This is a genomic window from Paenibacillus sp. ALE3 (genome assembly GCF_054113405.1).
In genome coordinates this window covers 3,605,560-3,625,966 of the sequence record NZ_CM134214.1, presented here as the reverse complement: position 1 = coordinate 3,625,966, position 20,407 = coordinate 3,605,560, and the positions used below count along the sequence as shown (strand labels likewise).

Sequence of the window (20,407 nt, the reverse complement as noted above, 5' to 3'; positions counted from 1 at the left end):
AATATGTCGGTGAGAAAGTTAAAAGCTAGATCATAGAGAATCGTGAATAAAGAAAGGTATGATTGGATTGGCTACAGAAGTGACACACAAAATATATACTATGTGCATGATTCAAGACGGAACCAAGGTATTGCTTATGAATAGACCCAATCGAAAGGGGTTTCCAGGTTATATTGCTCCAGGAGGAAAAGTAGAGTTCCCAGAGAGCATTGTGAACGGAGCCATTCGCGAAGTAAAGGAGGAAACGGGCTTAACGGTTACGGAAATTGTATTTAAAGGAATCGACGAATATTGTGATCCAAATCAAGGGCTGAGATACATGGTCTTTAACTATTTGGCTACAGCAACGGAAGGTGAACTATTAAAGAATCCCCCTGAGGGAGATCTGCTGTGGGTGGATATGAAGGAAGCACTAAATTTGCCGATGCAGGATTGGTTTAAGCGGAGATTCCCATTGTTTTTCGAGCCGGGGACGTTTGAGGTTAGTTCTGTGTGGCTGGCGGAGACAGATGAAACCCTGGAAGCAACGACTAAGAACTATGGGGTGTAAAGATGACGACCATTAGTAGATATATGGAGCGCTTAAAGAGGAGGTCGTGAGTGGGATGCAGACCGTAAGATTGGTTGAGCCGGATCGGCGCTGGAAGGATACTTATCTTTCATTTTATGAGGAATGGAAAAAAAGCCAGGAGCAAATGGTGCCTTGGGTAATTTCTATAGAACCGTATGATTTTGAAGGTATGCTGACGTTTTTAAATCAACAGAAAAATGGAATTGGCTTGTCTGAAGGCTGGGTTAAAAGTTCGACATACTGGCTGATGGATGCAGATGACCAGGTCGTCGGAGCAGTGAATATCCGTCATGATCTTAACGAGCATCTGTTAAATGCTGGGGGACATATTGGTTATGGTATCCGTCCTTCTGCACGAGGGAACAGGTACGCTGTGACTATGCTGAGTCTGGCATTGGGCAAAGCAAAAGAGTTGGGTGTTTCCAGAGCCCTCGTCGTATGCGACTCCGATAATATCAGTTCCAAAAGAACGATTCTGCGAAACGGCGGAACACCAGACAAGGATTACATAGAGGAAGATGGAAACCGTGTAAACCGGTTTTGGATCGAGCTGTAAGTGAGGGAGGGGAACACAAAAGCTCATGAAAATATGGCCTGAATATGCACAAAATATTATTGTCGGTGTCATTTTTCAGGGACAATGGAATTGGTATGTGACGGAAAGAGAGTATTGGTTTTTGAATACCGAGATGGAGGAACGGTTTGGTATCGCTATTTTGGATGAGACTACCGCGGGAGCATTTTTGGAACACATCTGTGAATATAAGGTGGCTGCGGGAGAACTCACTACAATGCTCCAGATGCTAGATGATGCAATCCAGCATAAGGATGAAGTGTTGGAATTCTGTCCTGCTTTATATGTTGATTTTGACCAGAAAATTCTCTACTCACTATTTCCAGAGCCAGCTTCTTTTGAACACTATGTCCCGGTGGGGTGGAAAGGGGAATATCAGAACTTTTTGGAAGAGGTCCCTCCTGCTGAACGATATTGGATAATCCACGGAAGTGACTTTTTCAAAAAATACAGCTGAAAAGATGAAGGAGGAAATGAACATATGAATTCTTCCATGCATGAATTTAAGATCATATCCAAGCACAGAATGTACGATCAATACTTGGTTAAGCTGCGGGCATGAAGGTATGGAGGATAGCTTCAAACCTTCAGTGCAAAACAAAGAGCAACTTATGGATGAAGTTGAAGATGCTTTTTCTGCCTTCTGTGCAGCATTGGATAATACAGGCTATATAAATATGTATGATGTTTACCATGTGGTTGAGCATACGGCTTATCATCTCGGGCAGATCATAGATCGAGTTCAGAGACTGGCAGGCCACCGTTTTCAATTTGTGCAAACCGGACTGAATGAAAAAGCATTGCATGCAATAGTGAATCAATCCCTGCCTAATACACAAGGTTAACAAAAGCAATAGCCAGATAACTGTATAAAATGTAGTTCCAAAATCACGAAAACCTCTGTCACAGATATGTTTTTATTTCTTAATTGATATTGATAATTATTATCACTTATAATAGAAGCAGACATATTACGTTATGATAGGGAGAGTTGCAGAGTGACAGAGTCCTTGGAATTATATGATGTAACGATCATCGGCGGCGGTCCTGCCGGTATGTATACCGCGTTTTACAGTGGGATGAGAGATATGAAAACCAAGCTGATCGAAGCCAAGCATGAGCTAGGCGGGCGGATGCGCATATACCCTGAGAAGATGATATGGGATGTTGGAGGCGTTACCCCGATTTTATGTGAAAAGCTGATCGACCAGCTGGAGCAGCAGGCAAAAACGTTCGAGCCTACCATTGTATTGGGGCAACAGATTACGGATTTGGATCGGCAAGAAGATGGTACGTTCCTGCTGACTTCTGCCACAGGGGAACAGCATTGGACGCGTACGATCGTTCTGGCCGTAGGCTATGGTATTCTCAAAATGGCTAAATTGGAGATTGAAGGCGCTGACCGTTACGAGGTTACAAACCTGCATTATACCGTACAAGAGCTGGAGCCGTTCCGGGACAAGCACGTCCTGATTTCCGGTGGAGGCAACTCGGCGGTAGATTGGGCGAATGAGCTGGAATCTATTGCGGCGAGTGTGACAGTTGTACATCGTCGGGATCATTTTGGCGGACATGAGAAAAATGTAGTCCGTATGAAATCCTCTTCGGTTCGTGTTCTCACACCTTACGCGGTAGGTCAGTTACATAGCAACAACGGAGAGACGATTGAGCAGGTGACGATCAATCATGTAGATACGGGCGAAACAGAGATGCTGAATGTTGATGCAGTTATCGTAAATCATGGTCTAAAATCCGATTTCGGTCCTCTGCGAGATTGGGGACTGGATATGGGAGAGTGGCATGCCCGCGTGAGCGACAAGCTGGAAACGAATCTACCGGGGATTTTTGCTGCAGGCGATTTTGTCGAGTACGGAAGCAAGCTGTATCTGATTGCAGGTACGTTCACAGACGCCGCCCTTGCCCTCAACAGCGCCAAGCTGTACATTGATCCGACAGCTGACAAAGCGGCATATGTATCTTCTCATAACAGCCGATTCAAGGAAAAAAACCGCGAGCTTGGTGTCGTGGAGTAAGATAAGGGAATCAGTGTTTAATAAAGAACTTCCGTTAACTACAGCTGATGTGGTTGAGGAGGTTCTTTTTTTGCATAGTTAAGGACTTCTCGACCTAATGTTGGATGCCACACACATATAGAATAAAATGAAGAAAGCCTGTCTTTTTCGGGACTTAAATAGTAGATTAGATTTGGAGTAGAAAAGATTAGGAGTGTGAAAAAATGAGCTTACGAGAGGTGTTTGAGCGTCTAGCGATTTATCTGCCTGACGATACGCTGGAAGCTTTACTGATCCATAGTAAGAAGCAGAAAGGGCAGAAGGTTCAGCTACGATTACTGAGTGGATGGCGCAGATCGAGGTGTTCAAACATATCGTCCCTCTATGGACGGATGATCATTCTAATTATGTAGGCCTATATGTAGAAGGACCGTTGGCATATAAATTATGTTATATAAATCACGAGGAAACAGATTTGTCACCGATATACCGAAGCGCGGCTTCGTTGATTGCAGAGTTGGAGCAAAAACCGGAGCTCGATTGGGAAGAGCTGCATAAGGATTACCCGTCTGACGAGGACATAAGCACCGAACAACTAGCAGAAGATATTCGCTGTATGCATGAATTACAGGCTATACTGGAAAAGGATTCATCTATGGTGGATGACGTGAGGTGTCAGCTTCTTTACAGCTTAATGGCGATTACACCTGTCAGTGAGATGGATTCATTGCTTTCTTATGTGAATGATGAAGATATGTATGTACAGGAACGTGCATGTATTCTTTTGGGATATCATGGGTATGAACCAGCGACCGAAATATTAAAAGAAGTAGTGAAGCATGGAAGCCCAAATGGGAAGCTGGCAGCCCGTAAGGCGCTCTCGATGATTCGCGCTAAGCAAATGGACAAGCATATAAAAAAATAAACCAACCTCTCACATAGCAAATATGGACGGGATTGAAAGGTGACTTATGAACAGACGAACAGAGCAACAGGAAGCGATAAGAGTAGATATCATTCAAAAGGCAGAGCCGTATGTACAGCAACAGTTGGAGCATGACCACAGTGGTCACGATTGGTGGCATATTGACCGGGTGAGGAAGCTGTCCATTGAAATCGCTGCAAAAGAAGGTGCAGATCCGTTCGTGTGTGAACTGGCAGCACTGCTGCATGATGTAGCGGATGAAAAATTGAATGATTCCAAACAAGCGGGGCTGGATAAAGTTGAGCAGTGGCTGCATCTGCATGTAAACGATCCGGACGTGATCACACACGTAATGACCATTATTGCTACAATGTCCTACAATGGTGGACAAAACCCGCCTATGGAAACGCTGGAAGGTCAGGTTGTACAGGATGCAGATCGGTTGGATGCCCTGGGAGCGATTGGGATTGCAAGAACCTTTATGTATGCAGGCTCAAAGGGCAGTATCATGCATGAACCAGGTCAGGACTATTCACAGTATGAATATCGCGCCGCAGGTAAAAGTGCTATTTACCATTTTTACGAAAAGCTGCTCAAGCTCAAGGATTTAATGAACACCACTTGTGCCCGAGAGCTAGCGGAGGTCCGGCATCAATGGATGGAGATATATTTGGAGCAGTTCTATAGAGAATGGAATGTGAATGATATCCAACAGAACAGGGGAGTCTGATGCTTCCTAATTGCAATGATTCCAGGAGAAGTCAGCTCTCTTTTTAATAAATATTAGAAAAAATATTGCAATACACCGATTTCTCTCCTACTATTGATAATAGTTATCAATGATAATGATAATTATTATCTGTAAATTCAAGTAGGTAGAGGGGAGTCTTTCAGATTATGAAGAAGTTTGCAGTATGGGTGTGTACCTTGTTATCGGCAAGTTTGCTGTTGACGGCATGTGGTGAAAAGGTACAGGAGGTGGATAGCTCAGCCCAAAAGAATACCAATGCATCGACACAAACGTCTGTTTCTGACGGAGAAAGTGCCAAGACGATTACATATCTAGATAAGACTTATAAGCTGGCCAAAACGGATCATATTATTATAGCTAGTCTGGAAGCGATGGAAGATGCGGCTGTCCTTGGAGTGAAACCAACTGGGGCGGTTACCTCGGGCGGGAAATTCCCTGAGTTCATGGAGAAAGCAATGGAAGGAGCTACAGACGTTGGTGACCGAATGCAGCCTAGCGCTGAAACGATCCTCAAACTGAAAGCGGATGTAATTCTGGGAAGTTCTAAATTTCGGCCTGCGGTGGCAGATCAGCTAGGTAAGGTCGCTCCAATGATTCCAGTATCCCATATTTCAACGAACTGGGAAGCGAATCTATTAATGTTGGGAGAACTTACGGGCAAAGAGGCGAAAGCGAAAGAGATCCTGAATAAGTACAAGCAAGATGCGGAAGCGGCCCAACAGAAGCTAAAGCCAATATGGGAAAATAAAAAGGTACTCATGGTAAGGATTCGTACAGGCAATTTGTATGTATATCCTGCAGATGTATATTTCAATCCTTCGCTGTATGCTGATCTAGGAGCTAAAGTACCGGAAGAGTTAAATACAGTTAAAGCACAAGAGGCGGTTTCTCTGGAGAAATTGGCTGATATGAACCCGGATTATCTGTTCGTGCAATTCTCTGAAGGAGAGAACAAGGATCAACCGCAGGCGTTGGCAGATTTGGAGAAGAATCCGATTTGGAGCAGCATCAATGCCGTTAAGAATGGGAAAACCTTCGTCAATATTGTAGATTCCAATGCTCAAGGTGGTACTTCATGGAGCAAACTTGCCTTTTTGGAAGCGGTTATGAACCGACTTTCGCAGTAAAGGTAGGAACATGGGAAAAAAGTTGATCTCTCCTTATGTTGTAATCTTCGTCTCTCCCTTATTTATCGTATTAACGCTACTGCTGTCTGTGATGTATGGAGCCAAAACGATAGAATGGGAGACGGTAACTGCTAGCTTTTTTCATTTTGATGCTGGGAATGTGGATCATCAGGTCGTTTTAAACTCGCGTCTGCCCAGAGCGGTCGGCTCTATATTAATCGGTGCTTTTCTTGCGATTTCAGGAGCCATTATGCAAGGAATGACGCGGAACTTCTTGGCTTCACCCTCAATTATGGGCGTGTCGGATGGGGCGGCATTTGTGATCACCTTAATGATGATTCTCGCGCCAAACTCCACTTCGATGGGCCTGATCGGAAGTTCTTTTGCGGGGTCTGCTTTAGGAGTGGCTATTGTGTTTGGTTTAGCCTGGATGATTCCCGGCGGTCTTGCTCCGGTTCGTATGGCCATTTTGGGAACGATCATCGGCACGTTTTTAAGCAGTCTGTCGGCCGTTCTTTCCATTTATTTTAATGTATCGCAAAATGTAAGCTTCTGGTTTAACGCTCGTCTGCATCAGATGGATCCCGATATGATTCAATTGGCAATTCCCTTTGCTCTTGTGGCAATTGTGGGAGCGATGCTGCTGGCCAAGCCAATAACACTATTGTCGCTGGGCGACGACGTGGCCACAGGGCTGGGACAGCGGGCATTACCGGTCAAGCTGGGGGCCATGCTTTGTGTAGCATTGCTGACAGGTGTTTCTGTTGCGCTGGCAGGAAAAATTGCCTTCGTTGGCTTGTTGATTCCGCACATTACCCGATATTTAATCGGTGTAGATTACCGTTGGGTCATTCCATGCTCTGGATTGATCGGTGGTGTTTTTTTGGGCATGTCTGATGTATTGAGCCGTTTTCTTAATTATCCGTTTGAAACGCCTATTGGTGTGGTTACCTCGGTCATTGGCATCCCTTTCTTTCTGTACTTAATACGTAGAAAAGGAGGGGGAGAGCATGCGTAAAATCAGTGCGAAACGGCTGTGGTTCGTCCTTTCAGGCGGGGCTGCGCTCATTTTAGCAGCCTCCTATGTCAGTCTGACCCATGGAGAGTTCGACATGACCCTACAGGAAGTAATTCAGACCTTGTTCCGTATTCACCCTACTCCGCAGTTGGATTTGGTGATTTTTGATTTTCGGCTACCGCGTATTGTGATTGCGGCCTTGGTCGGCTTAGGTCTGGGGATTGCTGGGGCGGCAGTACAGGGAGTTACACGAAATGGCTTGGCCGATCCCGGCATTTTAGGCATTAACGCAGGGGCGGGGGCAGCCATCGTCATATTTATGTTCTTTTACCAGGGACAAATGGAAACAACCGGCTGGACTGCAGCGCTGGCTATGCCCTTTTTCGGCTTGATTGGAGGTTTGATGGCTGCGCTGCTGATCTATTTATTTGCTTGGAAAGCAGGTCGTCTGGATCCGCAGCGGTTGCTTCTCGTAGGTATCGCGATTGGCTCTGGCTTCGGTTCCTTAAGCTTATATCTGTCGCTGAAAATGAAAGCCTCGGATTTCGAGATGGCGACAGTATGGATGTCGGGCAGTATTTGGAGTGCTGATTGGAAGCTGGTTGCTGCCGTAATTCCGTGGCTTGTCATTTTAATTCCTGTTATTTGGCTGAAGTCATATGTTCTGGATCTATTTCAATTACATGAACATACAGCTAAAAGTCTCGGGGTTGCGACCGAAAAGGAAAAGTCTATTCTTCTGTTGTCCAGCATTGGACTGGTGAGTGCCTGTGTGTCTGTTTCGGGAGGAATAGGCTTTGTAGGATTATTGTCTCCTCATATCGCCAGAAGGCTGGTTGGCCTTCATCATCGTTTTGTGATTCCTGTATGCGGTATGGTCGGTATGGTACTGGTGCTATTATCTGATTTTATTGCCAAAACGGTGGTTGCGCCTGCGGAAATTCCCGTTGGGCTGATTATTGCGGTGATCGGGGTCCCTTATTTAGTAGTCTTGCTTATGAAAAAAACGGCCTGATTTCATTAGAATTCAGGTTCTACAGGAGGTTATTCTCATTAATAACGTATTTACGCAAGCTAATCATTCCAGCGATGCTCACGGAGCCGTATGCGTTCCTCGTAGTCAGCATCGAGTGATGCACTCGCAGGCTGAAAACCGTGAGTATCATATTTATATTGCCATCCCTGCCGAGGAACCTCCTGTATCTGGTTATCCTATTATTTATGTGCTGGATGCCAATTCTATTTTTGGAACCATGGTTGAAGCAGTGCGCGTTCAGGGTAGACGGCCCGACAAAACGGGGGTTGTTCCAGCTATCATTGTAGGAATAGGCTATCCAACAGAGGCTCCATTTCATCCTTCACGATATTACGATCTTACATTACCGGGGGCGGCTGTAGAGCTTCCCATAAAGCCAAACGAAGATGCAGCTATAGAAAGCGGGGGCGCCGAGCATTTCTTGTCATTTATTGAAGATGAGCTTAAGCCTATGATTGAGCGTGATTTTCCTATCGACCGCAACCGACAGACGATCTTCGGGCATTCGCTTGGAGGACTGTTCGTATTACATACCCTGTTTACAAGACCAGACTCTTTTCAGGTGTATGTGGCGGGAAGTCCGTCTATACACTGGGGTGGACAAGCTATTAAGGATGAAGAGAAACAGTTTGTAGCTTCTATAGCTCAGAAGCATTGGACTAAAAAGCTGTTGATTGCTGTAGGGGAGTTAGAGGCTGGGCATTTTAGTGGCATGCAGGAAAAAGCCAGGGACTTAGCTGCACGTCTAACGACTAGGGACAATCTAGGACTACACGTAGAGTACCGGGAATTTGCAGACGAAGGTCATATATCCGTGCTGCCGGTCTTGGTTAGCAGAGCGGTTCGTTTTGCTAGTGATTCTATTTAAATATGCAGATAGGTATACATTTTTGAAAGTGTTTTTATTAAAAAAATGCAAGAAATCTGAGGCTGCTTCCCTAACCGAGCATATCGGAGAGGGAAACAGCCTTTATTTTTTTGTAAATGTCATATTGATATTATTATTTAATTGTGTTATTTTATTGTTAATAACAAATTGATAATAACAATTAATAATTAACAAGATGATGGATACGATAAAGAAAGCGAGGAAGCGACGATGTTTGGATTTAATTTTATTAAATTTCAACCCAGTGAATATGTCATGAAGGTGAAGAACGGGAAGGTGGTTCGAGAGGGTGTCGGGTTATCCTTTTATTACTACGCCCCGACCACCTCGGTCGTCGTCGTGCCGGTCTCTTCCATTGATGTACCGTTCATGTTTGAGGATATGACGAATGATTTCCAGGCAGTGACAGTGCAGGGACAACTGACTTATCGGATTGTGGATTACCGCAGAACGACGCAGATTTTAAACTACACGTATGATTTGAAGGAACGGCGCTACATTTCGGACGATCCAAGCAAGCTGGCCCAACGGGTGATTAACATTGCCAAGGTGCTTACCAAAAAGTATTTGGAACGTGTCCCACTCAAAGAAGCAGTTCAGTCCAGTGAACGTCTGGCCCAAAACATGACGAAGGATATTGCTCAGCATACAGAAATGGAGAAACTGGGCATTGAGGTCATGGGGCTGTCCATTTTGGCGATTTTACCCAATAAGGAGACGATGAGAGCACTGGAAGCGCAGGCGAGAGAGGAAATTCTTCGTAGTGCGGATCATGCTTTGTATGAGCGTCGTAACGCATCCATTGAGCAGGAGCGCCGTGTAAAGGAAAATGAGCTGAATACGGAAATTGCAGTGGAGACGAAAAAAAGGCAGATCCGCGAAACCCAACTGGATGCCGAGCGTTCCGTAAAGCAAAAGCAAAGTGAGATGAAGGAGGAGCAGCTGCGGTTTGACACGGCCTTGGAAGAGAAAAAACGCGAACTGATTGAGCTGACCGTAACGAATAAAAAGGCGGAAGCCGATGCCAAGGCCTATGAGCTGACAGCGGTGATGAAATCGTTGCAGGATGTCGAGCCCAACGTACTTCAAGCTATGGCCAACATGGATATGAGCCCGGATAAGCTGATCGCGATCGCATTTCAGGAGCTCGCAGAAAATGCAGGGAAAATCGGTCAGTTGAATATTACACCGGATTTGCTACAAGGTCTCATGTCAGATACGGGAACAAACGGATCAGCAGGATCGAGAGGATCTGGAGGAAGAGCACGATGAACAACCGAATGACAGAGCAGAAGATTATTTTGGTGAAGCGTAAAACGCGACTGGAGGAACTGATTGTCCGATACAATACGGTGCAGCAGGCTCGCTTCTTTATGGAACGGTTGGGTGCGGATTTCAGTGATTATGTGCTGGAGGATGAAAATTACCGCAGGGCGGTGGCAACGGCAACGTCCGAGTTGTCGGCCTTGGGCCGTGTGCAGATTGTGGAACGGGAGCATGTGCCGAACTTTATTTTTGGTGAACAGGATACGGTGGTGGTACTGGGTCAGGATGGGCTGGTAGCCAACACGTTAAAATATTTGACCGAGCAGCCGCTAATCGGCGTGAATCCAGATCCATTGCGCTGGGACGGGGTATTGCTGCCATTTACTGTATCTGATCTGCGCTGGGTGGTGCCGGATGTGTTCGTGAACAGACGGCCGATTAAAGAGGTTACGTTGGCTAAGGCCCAACTGAATGATGGCCAATCCTTATATGCCGTGAACGATTTGTTCATTGGGCGCAAAACTCATGTTTCTGCGAGATATGAGTTGAGATTGGAGGATCAGGTAGAGCAGCAATCGTCCAGCGGTATTATCGTTTCCACGGGACTGGGGGCGACAGGCTGGCTGACCAGTGTGCTGGCTGGAGCGGCCGGGATTGTCGGCAGTGCTACACGGCATCCGGTCTCGCTGACTCCAGATCACCTGGTGTCAGGTGCTGCTTTTAGTCAGGAGGGGACAGTAGAAGGAATGGGACAGGATCATCGTGCAACCTGGAGCTCGCCATCGCTTTATTTTACGGTGAGAGAACCGTTTCCCAGTCGGACGACTGCTGCGGAGCTGGTGTTTGGACAGGTGGCAGTTGAAAGACCGCTGCGCATTGCTTCGCAGATGCCGGAGAATGGAGTTATTTTTAGTGATGGAGTGGAAAGCGACTTTCTGGAGTTTAATGCTGGCATTGAGGCGACCATTGGACCGGCGGAGAAAAAAGGGCATCTGGTGGTGTAGAGGTTTGTACAGGACGGCAATGGGTAATTATGAGTAAGGTACAACCATCAGATGAAATTAAAAAAGGAGGAATCAACATGAGCGACCACACTCAAGACGAAGCGAAAATCCGCAACAAGAAGAACGAGGACGGAGATTCCTTGATGGAGAAAACGAAGCTGGACAATGGCGTGGATATCGAGCCTGAGGCTGATGAATGGATTGCGAAGCCCTCACCAGTATCATACGATGATACGAAATCCTCTTCGCAGAAATAAGACTCTTGCGTCTCAATAGAGCAGTGATGCAAAGACAGATGATCCTTAACCGGGTCATCTGTCTTTTTTACATAATTAATTGAATCTGGAATATACCTTCCATACTAGCTCACGACGGCTGCTTACCTCTGTTTTCAAGAAAATGGCTTTCAGATGATCCTGCACCGTGTAGGCCGTAATATGAAGTGCACTTGCCAGTTCCTTGGTAGAAAAGCCTTGGACAATGAGCCGGACAAGCTGTCTCTCTCGTTCAGTCCATGAGTAGATCTCAGCCATGAGCGGCAACATGTCGGTTGCTTTAGCAGGCTCAAACCATACAGCCAGCTGCTTCTCGCCCGTATGCTCGCGTCCGCCTTGCAGGAGAGTAGCTCTGACGGTGACCCAAGGAGTTCCAGCGTCTGCGGAAGGGATACATAGTCTGGCTGGTGCCGTAGTAGTGGATAGCGCTCGCAAGCTTACCGCCCGGACAGAGGCTGGCAGATCGCCATCATGGATTCCTTCTTGCTGACGTAGCAGCTTTAACCACTGCTCTGCTACTATATTGGACGAGAGGGGTTCTAGTTGAGCGGAAAGCGTCAGAACACCTGGCTCAAGTTCATGTTCCATAGCCATAGCGGGGGCTGGAGATACACCGACACTGGTTTGACGCAGATGGTAGGCTATGGACGGTGCTAACGCTTCAAGCAGTTGTTGCTCTTCCATGCTGAATACAGGCTTTCCATAGTGGCGGAACAACGTAAGAAATCCCCAGCAGCTTCCTTTGTACATAAATGGAATACGCAGCTCATCGCCGAATCCAGCGGGTTGCAAAACATTTCTAAAACGTGTGCTGCGATCCGGCTGGCCTTGTGTAGATCCATGAAGCGTCGCGATAGGCTGTCCTTCTCGCACCAATTGATCGTATTTCATGATATCATCGTGCAGATACTCGTATTCGAGCAGTTTGCTATGAATGTCCTCTACACCCGATTCCGTAAATGCCCCTGTGGAAAGCAGCGTACGCGGATCTACCGACGTGCAGCACGCCGCATCGAAAGTAACCTGGGTACGCAAGCGGTCGATTAGCGTGTGCTTGTACAAAGGTGGGGATAGAGCTTTTTTTTCCAGTTCTATAAATGGCTGTCGAGCATTCTTTAGCTGTGCCAATGGTGTACGATGTGCGTTCATTCTTTACTCCTATCGTGAAAGCTGGAGACTCTTCAAAGCGCGTCTTTTTAAATCCCACATTTATGGGATGGTGGATATTCGTATTGTCTTTATAATTGAGAATGATTCTTAATTAAATCTACAATAAACGAATGGTCGCTGAAGATCAAGGCTAAATGTTTGGAGGAGAGCATATATGAAACAACCTCATATTGGAAATACCGACTCAAATCAACCGATGAGCTGGAATCATCCGAATGTGCATAAATACGCGGATACGATTGCTTTAAAAATACCAGGATATGCCCATCTGTATGAGATGACAGATTGTTTGATAACTGCACAGGTTGCAGCACAGGCTCATACCCGAAAGATCGACCCGAATGTGCTCATTGTCGGAGCTGGGGGCGGTCAGGAATTGATTACGATCGGAGGGCGGCATCAGACATGGTCCTTTACGGCAGTTGATCCCTCTGAGCACATGCTGGATTTGGCACGTCAACGTGTGACACAAGCGGACATCGGTTCACAAATATCATTTGTTACAGGCACGTTGGAAGAGTTGTCTGGAGAATCGCCTGAAGAACAGCACGAAAAGTACTGCGAAGAATTATCCGATGAACCAGTCTATGACGCTGCTACCTGCCTGCTGGTGCTTCATTTTCTTCAGAGCTTGGAAAATAAACAGGCATTGCTGCGCCAGATATCCGGTCGACTCAAGACGGGTGCACCTTTTTGCCTAGCTTCTATTAATGGGAATCCGCAGGATCCTTCTTTTTCCATCCAAATGCAGGCGTGGAAAGGCCATATGCTGAGTCAGGGCATTTCACTGGAGGATTGGGAGCGATTCGCTACTTCTATCGGTCGTGAGTCAAACCCGGTGTCCAATGCGGCAATTCAGGAACTGTTGATAGGTGCAGGCTTTACTCGCATTACCCGGTATTATGGTGCTTTTTTAGTAAATGCATGGTTTACGGTTAAGGAGGAAGAGATGGCTTATGACAAAGGATAATATTATCATCATTGGCGGGTATGGCCATGTTGGGAAAATTGTATGCACAGAGTTAAGTGAAATGTTCCCTGGCAAGGTATTTGCCGCAGGCCGTAGTCTTGAACGTGCCACTGCATTCAGCCAACAATCGAATGGCAAGATACGACCTTTGCAGCTTAATATTCATGAACCGATGAACCCGTCGATATTAGAGCAAGCTAAAATGATTATTATGTGTCTGGATCAGGACAATACAACCTTGGTACGCACCTGTCTTCAGCATGGCGTGCATTACATGGATATTACTGCGAATGCGGCTTTTTTGAGTCAGGTGGAGCAGTGTCATCAGGAGGCCCGAGCTTATCAAGTCACTGCATTGTTAAGTGTAGGATTAGCTCCAGGGCTAACCAATCTATTGGCTCTGCAAGCGACACAGCTCATGGATCAGACGGATGAATTGAACATATCTTTGATGCTGGGCTTGGGTGATCGACACGGTCAGGCCGCGATTGAGTGGACTGTAGATCAGATTCATACCGACTTGGAGGTGATAGAACAGGGACGTCCAGTGACTCGAAGAAGCTTTACCGACGGCATAGTAGCAGACTTTGGTGTAGGAGTGGGTCGTCATCGGGCGTATCGGTTTCCCTTTTCGGATCAGCAGACACTTCCACGTACGCTCAATATTCCTACAGTCAGCACACGCCTGTGCTTCGATTCGCGCTTGACCACCCGTCTTCTGGCAGGGCTCCGGACGATAGGAATATCAGGTCTGCTCCTACAGCCAACTGTTCGTGATGCAGTAGTTCGCAGCTTTGGCAAAGTGCATCTAGGAGGAAATGCTGTAGCGGTCAAGGTAGACGCCCAAGGATCTCGCAATGGCAAGGAGACGAGGGTTGAATGCAGGCTAAGGGGACATCATCAGTCTAATTTGACTGCTAAAGCCGCCGTTTTTGCGGCGCTTGCCCTGTATCGTTCAGAACTTCCATATGGTGTTTTTCACATGGAGCAGGTTTTTTCGTGGAATCGCATGCGGGCTTGGCTGGGACAGCAGGTAGACGTAGATATTCAGGTGAACGGACAGCAAGTATAAAAGTCATATATCTGAAAAAAAGACTCTCATATCATCCAAGCTTATTCGGCAATGCCTTGCGGATAGGTCTTGGATTTCTTTTCCTATTGGATTACACTAGAAGGAAGTACATATTTCTGGGAAAGACCAGAGGGGATGATATGAAATGTGGAATCCCTATGAACATAGTAGGCAGCATCCGCACGATTTTATAGTAAAATATCGATTTTACACACCGGAAGAAGGAGGCAGGAAACAACTGCCTATTCAGGGTTATCGCTGCGATTTTTCCTATGAGGGCGACGATATTACAACAACGGGAATTTATGCAATACATCCTGAGTTTGAAGATGAAGAGGGTCAATTGATCATGGATACCAGGCACCCGGTTCACCGGGAAGGTCAGGCAAGAATGTGGATTTTGTTTGGAGAAATGAGGGAAAAGGTACACCGACACCGGATACATGTAGGAACCAGGGGATATTTTATGGAAGGCCCACGCCGAGTCGGTGAAGTTGAAGTTACAAGTCTGGTAGGCCTCTTGACCAATCCGCTCGACTAAGCTGCTCGAATTCAATCAGAAGGTGCAATCAGACAGCGAATAGAGGTGTTCAATCGAAGATGGATGTCGCTTATATTATCGATCTATTACGTAAAGACGATGTAACCTTAACCCCAGGCTTATCCACCCGGGAGATTACTGAGGTCGAAGACAGGTATGATATTCACTTTCCGCCCGACTTAAGAGAGTTGCTGATGAACGTTCTTCCAATCGGTAGAAGCTTTATTCCTTGGAGAGATACGTCACCACAGCGGATGGGTGTCATTTGGGAAAGGCTGAATTGGCCGCTCGAAGGTATGATTTTTGATGTGGAGCAGAATATATTCTGGCATTCTGAATGGGGGAATAGACCAACAGATTTGCAGGAAGCCGTGGACATATGTAAACGTGAGTTTTTGCGCGTGCCCAAGCTGATCCCCATCTATGGTCACCGATATATCCCAGAGCAGCCTTGTGAAGAAGGAAATCCGGTATTTTCAGTGTATCAAACGGATATTATCGTGTATGGAGAAAGTTTGCAGGAATATTTCAAGCAGGAATTTGGAGAGAAGACTTACGAACAGATTGATTTTGAGGCCGTAAAAACAGTTCGCTTTTGGAGTGATTTATGTAGTTGAAGCGTCGAATCGCTAGGAAGTTAAATAAGTCGAGGCAAAGGAAGGAGAGCATAAAATGAAGGTGGAACAGGATTTGGAAGAAATCAAGGAAAGGCTAACCCAAATCGAGACAAAACTCGAACAAAAGTCGACTTCTAGCAAAATCCTGAAGTATATGGTCATCATTTTCTTGTCTATTTTTTTCTTGCTTCTTGTGATCGGAGTTCTTCAATTCGTCTCAAGCTGATCGTTATAAATTTACGGACAGAAAGGAGCTCGTTATGTATATAGAAGCCATTATTTTTGATCTGGATAATACACTGATTCATCGCAAACAGGCATTTGCTGCATATACGGAGCGTTTTATAGAACGATTTATTGTGGCAGAAGAACCAGCCAGCCACGCGGCTGTCGTTGAGCGAATACGTCTGGCGGATCAAGACGGGTATCGAGATAAGAGGGAGCTGTATACCGAGCTGCATGCAGACCTGAAACTGAAAAATCCCGATACGACAGTACAGGAGATGCTGGGCTTTTGGTACGGTGAATTTCATAAGTTTACGGTCCTGATGGACGGAGCCAAGGAAGTGTTGTCCGAACTACGGTCTCGGGGCTTGAAGCTTGGTATTATTACCAACGGCTCACTTCGTACGCAGCAGGCTAAGATTGACCGGGTTATGCTGAGAGATTATGTGGATTCCATTATCGTATCGGGTGGCGTCAACGTCGAGAAGCCTAATCCTCGTATTTTCGAGTTGGCACTGAAAGAGCTGGACATTGCCGAACCTGGTCATGCCTGTTACGTAGGCGATCATCCGACGAATGATATTCGTGGTGCGCAAAGTGCAGGGCTGCATACCATCTGGCTGGAAGGCTTTATGACGTGGAATGAAATGGACATTGTACCGGATCATCAGATTGGGAGTCTACGTGAAATCACTGGCTGGCTGGATCGTCTCAGCTATCCATCGAATATGGAGGAGGGGGCATCATGAGTAGGGAGCAGCAACCGAATCCCATTCTGTTATCGTTCCCGGAACAATTCCAGACGGAGCGATTGACCATACGCGCTCCACAGTGGGGCGATGGAGTGGCAGTTAATGAAGCGATACGAGAAAGTGTAAATGAGCTGCGACCTTGGCTTCCTTTTGCGAGAAATCTCCCTACGGAGGAGGAATCTGAAATCCGTTCACGCCAAGCCAGACTTAAATTTCTGGATCGGTCTGACATGGTGCTGTATATATTTGATACGGCTTCGGGACAATTTGTAGCCAGTAGCGGTCTGCACCGAATGAATTGGGATGCACGAAGATTCGAAATTGGATATTGGCTCAGAACCTCATGGATCGGAAAGGGGATTGTAACAGAGGCCGTACACGGTATTACGGATTTTGCCATACAGCATTTACATGCTAATCGGTTGGAGATTCTTTGTGATTCCAGAAATACGCGCAGCGCCAAGGTAGCGGAACGGGCAGGTTTTACATTAGAGGGGATTTTAAGGAATGTCGAGTGTGATGAAGAGGGGAATATGGTACACCATATGGTTTTTGCGAAAGTACGTGGTATTGAATTTTAGCAAGCGATTGTACGATATTGCGGGAGCTTATATGATTCATAATATGACGAAAAATACAGACAAGTTGGTGTGCATACAATGTGACATCAGCTTAAGGTTCAGCAATCTTGCAAGCGCAATCCCAAGAGGATGCTTTACGAAGTTTTATTAGAAGCTTGGCAGGTATTTTCCGGTGTTAGGAAAGGTAATTTAGTATGAGAAAATTTAGTAAGAGCAGCAGTAGGGGAATTAATCAGGAAATAAAGGAAAAGTTCCACTGGAAGGCTCGCGCTGCGTATCTGGTTGCCGTGCTGGTCATGATCTTGTTGGGCTTGGGAAGCAGGGCTTTCTCCACCCAGTTACCTGCATTCGTTGCCAATCACTTTGGGGATGCCTTGTGGGCATGCATGATTTATTTTGGGCTGAGAATGTTGTGGGTGAACCGTCAGTTGTCTGTAGCCCTTTGGGGCAGTGTGCTGTTTTGCTTCGCTATTGAATTCAGTCAGATGTACCAGGCTCCTTGGATTAACCACATTCGGGCGACCACCCTGGGCGGCCTAGTGCTTGGCAAAGGGTTTCTGACCGTGGATCTGATCAGGTACACAGTTGGTATTGTGGTATCCTGGGTACTGGACCAAGGCTGCCAAAGGCTGGTGGGGATCAATAGACGTATGGACGATGACAAACCACTCAAATAATCTGAGAAGCGAGGGTTGCGCTTGAAACAAAAGGGAAAGCATCACAGGTCGTTCGGTAAGATGATTGGGTTATGCGTAGGGTTCAGCTTGTTGTTTGCAACCATACTTATTCCAGGGCAGGCATTAGCGGAAAAGCAGCTTGCGGCGCCTCTTCGTTTTGATTTTGGTCCTGGGGATGTAGCTGACGGCTACACTCAGGTCACTGCTAAGGATGCTTACACGCCTGAGCGTGGCTATGGATTTACCGATCTTTCCAAGGTAAATGAAGAGAACCGTGGTGGAAGTGATGCTATCCGCTCAGATTTTGTTCGTGTTCAAGGCTCATCATTTGTCGTCAATTTACCACCTGCGGATTACACGCTTTCTCTGATTGCCGGAGATATTGCCGGAAACACGGACATTACGGTTAAAGCCGAATCCATTGTTAAAGTAGAGCCTACTGCCAAAACAGCAGGACAATTTGTCGAGGCTGCGTTTGAGCTTGCACTCATCGACGGTCAGCTCGAATTGTATTTCTCAGGAAATGAAGCGAAGATCAACGCTTTGGTTATCACTCCCAAGGGAGCTCGAACGGCTGGAGAACATCCTTCCGTATACCTTGCGGGAGATTCTACGGTTCAAACCTATAAATCCTCGATGAAGCCTCAGGCAGGCTGGGGGCAAATGATTGCGCCGTTTTTTACAGATGAGACTATTTTTGTGAACCGTTCTATTGGTGGACGTAGCACGAAGACTTTTTTGGTTCAAGGGCGGTTAGATGATATTTTACGGAATATCCGTCCAGGAGATTATCTGTTCATACAGTTTGGGCATAATGATGCCGCGATCAATAATCAGGAGCGTTATGTTTCACCTGCCGACTATAAAGTTTACTTGAAAACGTACATCCAAGGAGCCACTCAACGCGGTGCGGTACCTGTGCTAATTACTCCTGTAGGCCGCCGCGATTATGATGCAGCAAGTGCTTCGTTTCGGATTAGTTTCCCGGAATATGTGCAGGCCATGAAGGAAACAGCATCAGAGACGGGTGTTGCACTGGTCGATCTTAGTCAATTGAGTGTAGCCTACTATGATACATTAGGACTGGAAGGAACACTTCCACTATTTTTACATTTGGAGCCAGGTGTGTATTCTGCATTTCCTGATGGCGTGAAGGATGATACACATTTTCAGGAGTATGGTGCGGAGCAAATAGCCGGCTTGGTAGCCCAAGGGGTTCGTGATTTGAATATTCCTCTATCCTCTTATGTAAAGGCAGAGAATCTGCAATAGCACCGAGTTTCCATAACCATGATATACTCAGAAAATAAGCTGGCCCTACCCAAACCCAGCATGATTTAGGCTTGGGTGGGGCTTTAATGTTCTGGACTTTAAGGAGGAAGTAGTATGACAGTCGCTCAACTTCATAATCTTATTAACGGTCAACTCCTGCATAATCAGCATCGGAGTTTATTTTATATGCGCGAGGGTTCTGTTCTGTTAGGACCATCAACGGAAATGAAGTACTGGCTGACGCAGCGAAGCTCGGAACTGATCCTCATGCTTCAAAGCTTGAAGCGCCAGCATACGTATCATGTTTTTGTAAAGGATGTAGCGGCCAAAATACTGTCCCAGTTTGTAAATACCAATCAGTATCTACATTTTCACACAGATCATGCGAGGGAGCTTACGGAGCTGTATGATCGATTCTTCACCCGGATTGAAAAGCTGTTCCAAAAGAAATCTATAGCAGGGGCAACTCTGGACTTACTGCTCCAGCAGCATTATGGGCATTTGAGAGATTTTTTAACTCGTACCAATGGACGTGAAGTGTTCGCTAAGTATGCAGAGAATGAATATACTTTTTGGGTACCTTGTGAGGAATATACACCGGAGTTGCAAGCGAATCTGCTAGGATTGGACATTGCTCGTTTGCAAGAGCCTGTTCTAGATGTTGGTTGCGGATCAGAGGCACGGTTGGTTACTTATTTACGTGCCTACGGAATTGAGGCATACGGAACAGATCGGCTGGCTGAAACAGACGGTTGTATCACCCAAGGAGATTGGTTAGCGACTACTTATGAAGAAAGTAGATGGGGAACGATCGTTTCACATATGGCATTCTCCAATCATTTTATGCATCATCATCTGAAGGCAGATGGTAATATCCATGAGTACGCTCGTAAATATATGGAATTGCTTAAAGCCATTCGGCCAGGAGGGAGCTTTATCTACAGCCCGTGCCTCCCGTTTATGGAAGAGCTTTTGGATGCCCAAATGGGTTATCAAGTAGAGTATATCCAGTCATATGAAGGTTATAGAGCTACGAAGATAACGCGTATACATTCATAAGTGCTAGTATCAGCCATTTGTCA

At 46.1% G+C, this 20,407-nt stretch carries 26 protein-coding genes; 25 read left to right on the top strand and 1 reads right to left on the bottom strand.

Features of this window, described 5'->3' with window-relative positions; genetic code table 11:
* The first annotated feature begins 58 nt into the window (after nucleotides 1-58).
* The 15 genes from ACXHJ2_RS16075 to ACXHJ2_RS16005 all read left to right on the top strand — a co-directional run bounded on the left by ACXHJ2_RS16075 (nucleotide 59) and on the right by ACXHJ2_RS16005 (nucleotide 11,430).
* Nucleotides 59-550, top strand: a complete 492-nt coding sequence (locus ACXHJ2_RS16075; protein ID WP_013370025.1) for an 8-oxo-dGTP diphosphatase — start codon at nucleotides 59-61, stop codon at nucleotides 548-550.
* 55 nt (nucleotides 551-605) lie between these two features.
* A complete protein-coding gene (locus tag ACXHJ2_RS16070; RefSeq protein ID WP_013370026.1) occupies nucleotides 606-1,127 on the top strand; it encodes a GNAT family N-acetyltransferase in 522 nt (173 codons plus the stop codon).
* Between the two features lie 25 nt (nucleotides 1,128-1,152).
* Nucleotides 1,153-1,602, top strand: coding sequence for a hypothetical protein (locus ACXHJ2_RS16065; RefSeq protein ID WP_165081385.1), 450 nt, complete (start codon nucleotides 1,153-1,155; stop codon nucleotides 1,600-1,602).
* A gap of 40 nt (nucleotides 1,603-1,642) precedes the next feature.
* Nucleotides 1,643-1,990, top strand: coding sequence for a hypothetical protein (locus ACXHJ2_RS16060; RefSeq protein WP_238791038.1), 348 nt, complete (start codon nucleotides 1,643-1,645; stop codon nucleotides 1,988-1,990).
* A 153-nt stretch (nucleotides 1,991-2,143) separates the two neighbouring features.
* Entirely contained in the window at nucleotides 2,144-3,178 is a 1,035-nt protein-coding gene (locus tag ACXHJ2_RS16055) for an NAD(P)/FAD-dependent oxidoreductase (protein ID WP_165081387.1), read from the top strand.
* Nucleotides 3,179-3,381: 203 nt separating this feature from the next.
* A complete protein-coding gene (locus ACXHJ2_RS16050) occupies nucleotides 3,382-3,570 on the top strand; it encodes a hypothetical protein (RefSeq protein WP_238791039.1) in 189 nt (62 codons plus the stop codon).
* Between the two features lie 62 nt (nucleotides 3,571-3,632).
* Nucleotides 3,633-4,082 carry a HEAT repeat domain-containing protein gene (locus ACXHJ2_RS16045; RefSeq protein WP_238791040.1) on the top strand — a complete coding sequence of 150 codons (450 nt, stop codon included), beginning with the start codon at nucleotides 3,633-3,635 and terminating at the stop codon, nucleotides 4,080-4,082.
* A gap of 46 nt (nucleotides 4,083-4,128) precedes the next feature.
* Nucleotides 4,129-4,812, top strand: a complete 684-nt coding sequence (locus tag ACXHJ2_RS16040) for an HD domain-containing protein (RefSeq protein ID WP_165081389.1) — start codon at nucleotides 4,129-4,131, stop codon at nucleotides 4,810-4,812.
* A gap of 167 nt (nucleotides 4,813-4,979) precedes the next feature.
* A complete protein-coding gene (locus ACXHJ2_RS16035) occupies nucleotides 4,980-5,960 on the top strand; it encodes an ABC transporter substrate-binding protein (RefSeq protein WP_165081391.1) in 981 nt (326 codons plus the stop codon).
* Between the two features lie 10 nt (nucleotides 5,961-5,970).
* On the top strand, nucleotides 5,971-6,978 hold the full coding sequence (locus tag ACXHJ2_RS16030) for a FecCD family ABC transporter permease (RefSeq protein ID WP_165081393.1): 1,008 nt from the start codon (nucleotides 5,971-5,973) through the stop codon (nucleotides 6,976-6,978).
* A complete protein-coding gene (locus tag ACXHJ2_RS16025) occupies nucleotides 6,971-7,993 on the top strand; it encodes a FecCD family ABC transporter permease (RefSeq protein WP_165081395.1) in 1,023 nt (340 codons plus the stop codon). The genes ACXHJ2_RS16030 and ACXHJ2_RS16025 overlap by 8 nt, the downstream gene beginning before the upstream one ends.
* Before the next feature lie 118 nt (nucleotides 7,994-8,111).
* Nucleotides 8,112-8,882: an alpha/beta hydrolase gene (locus tag ACXHJ2_RS16020; RefSeq protein ID WP_058711802.1), complete on the top strand. Its 771-nt coding sequence runs from the start codon at nucleotides 8,112-8,114 to the stop codon at nucleotides 8,880-8,882.
* Nucleotides 8,883-9,113: 231 nt separating this feature from the next.
* Complete coding sequence (locus ACXHJ2_RS16015; RefSeq protein WP_165081397.1) at nucleotides 9,114-10,175, top strand: SPFH domain-containing protein; 1,062 nt, start codon at nucleotides 9,114-9,116, stop codon at nucleotides 10,173-10,175.
* Nucleotides 10,172-11,173 (top strand): NAD(+)/NADH kinase, encoded by a 1,002-nt coding sequence (locus ACXHJ2_RS16010; RefSeq protein ID WP_013370038.1) that lies wholly within the window; start codon nucleotides 10,172-10,174, stop codon nucleotides 11,171-11,173. Before ACXHJ2_RS16015 ends, ACXHJ2_RS16010 begins: the two co-directional genes overlap by 4 nt.
* 77 nt (nucleotides 11,174-11,250) lie before the next feature.
* Complete coding sequence (locus ACXHJ2_RS16005) at nucleotides 11,251-11,430, top strand: hypothetical protein (RefSeq protein ID WP_013370039.1); 180 nt, start codon at nucleotides 11,251-11,253, stop codon at nucleotides 11,428-11,430.
* Nucleotides 11,431-11,505: 75 nt separating this feature from the next.
* Here the strand turns inward: ACXHJ2_RS16005 and ACXHJ2_RS16000 are convergent, their stop codons facing one another.
* Nucleotides 11,506-12,597: a LuxR C-terminal-related transcriptional regulator gene (locus tag ACXHJ2_RS16000; RefSeq protein WP_165081399.1), complete on the bottom strand. Its 1,092-nt coding sequence runs from the start codon at nucleotides 12,595-12,597 to the stop codon at nucleotides 11,506-11,508.
* 175 nt (nucleotides 12,598-12,772) lie between these two features.
* Between ACXHJ2_RS16000 and ACXHJ2_RS15995 the strand changes: the two genes are divergently transcribed.
* The 10 genes from ACXHJ2_RS15995 to ACXHJ2_RS15950 all read left to right on the top strand — a co-directional run bounded on the left by ACXHJ2_RS15995 (nucleotide 12,773) and on the right by ACXHJ2_RS15950 (nucleotide 20,384).
* Entirely contained in the window at nucleotides 12,773-13,588 is an 816-nt protein-coding gene (locus ACXHJ2_RS15995) for a class I SAM-dependent methyltransferase (RefSeq protein ID WP_165081401.1), read from the top strand.
* Nucleotides 13,575-14,660, top strand: coding sequence for a saccharopine dehydrogenase family protein (locus ACXHJ2_RS15990; RefSeq protein ID WP_165081403.1), 1,086 nt, complete (start codon nucleotides 13,575-13,577; stop codon nucleotides 14,658-14,660). Before ACXHJ2_RS15995 ends, ACXHJ2_RS15990 begins: the two co-directional genes overlap by 14 nt.
* A gap of 145 nt (nucleotides 14,661-14,805) precedes the next feature.
* On the top strand, nucleotides 14,806-15,201 hold the full coding sequence (locus ACXHJ2_RS15985; protein WP_045243994.1) for a hypothetical protein: 396 nt from the start codon (nucleotides 14,806-14,808) through the stop codon (nucleotides 15,199-15,201).
* Nucleotides 15,202-15,260: 59 nt separating this feature from the next.
* On the top strand, nucleotides 15,261-15,818 hold the full coding sequence (locus ACXHJ2_RS15980) for an SMI1/KNR4 family protein (protein WP_165081405.1): 558 nt from the start codon (nucleotides 15,261-15,263) through the stop codon (nucleotides 15,816-15,818).
* 55 nt (nucleotides 15,819-15,873) lie between these two features.
* Nucleotides 15,874-16,044, top strand: a complete 171-nt coding sequence (locus ACXHJ2_RS15975; protein WP_165081407.1) for a hypothetical protein — start codon at nucleotides 15,874-15,876, stop codon at nucleotides 16,042-16,044.
* A gap of 34 nt (nucleotides 16,045-16,078) precedes the next feature.
* Complete coding sequence (locus ACXHJ2_RS15970) at nucleotides 16,079-16,792, top strand: HAD family hydrolase (RefSeq protein ID WP_165081409.1); 714 nt, start codon at nucleotides 16,079-16,081, stop codon at nucleotides 16,790-16,792.
* The gene (locus ACXHJ2_RS15965) at nucleotides 16,789-17,376 is read left to right on the top strand and encodes a GNAT family N-acetyltransferase (protein ID WP_165081411.1); all 588 of its coding nucleotides are present in this window, start codon (nucleotides 16,789-16,791) and stop codon (nucleotides 17,374-17,376) included. The genes ACXHJ2_RS15970 and ACXHJ2_RS15965 overlap by 4 nt, the downstream gene beginning before the upstream one ends.
* A gap of 194 nt (nucleotides 17,377-17,570) precedes the next feature.
* The gene (locus ACXHJ2_RS15960) at nucleotides 17,571-18,053 is read left to right on the top strand and encodes a ribosomal maturation YjgA family protein (RefSeq protein WP_058829229.1); all 483 of its coding nucleotides are present in this window, start codon (nucleotides 17,571-17,573) and stop codon (nucleotides 18,051-18,053) included.
* A gap of 60 nt (nucleotides 18,054-18,113) precedes the next feature.
* Complete coding sequence (locus ACXHJ2_RS15955) at nucleotides 18,114-19,325, top strand: rhamnogalacturonan acetylesterase (RefSeq protein WP_165081556.1); 1,212 nt, start codon at nucleotides 18,114-18,116, stop codon at nucleotides 19,323-19,325.
* A 114-nt stretch (nucleotides 19,326-19,439) separates the two neighbouring features.
* Nucleotides 19,440-20,384: a methyltransferase domain-containing protein gene (locus ACXHJ2_RS15950; protein ID WP_165081413.1), complete on the top strand. Its 945-nt coding sequence runs from the start codon at nucleotides 19,440-19,442 to the stop codon at nucleotides 20,382-20,384.
* Nucleotides 20,385-20,407 lie beyond the last annotated feature (23 nt).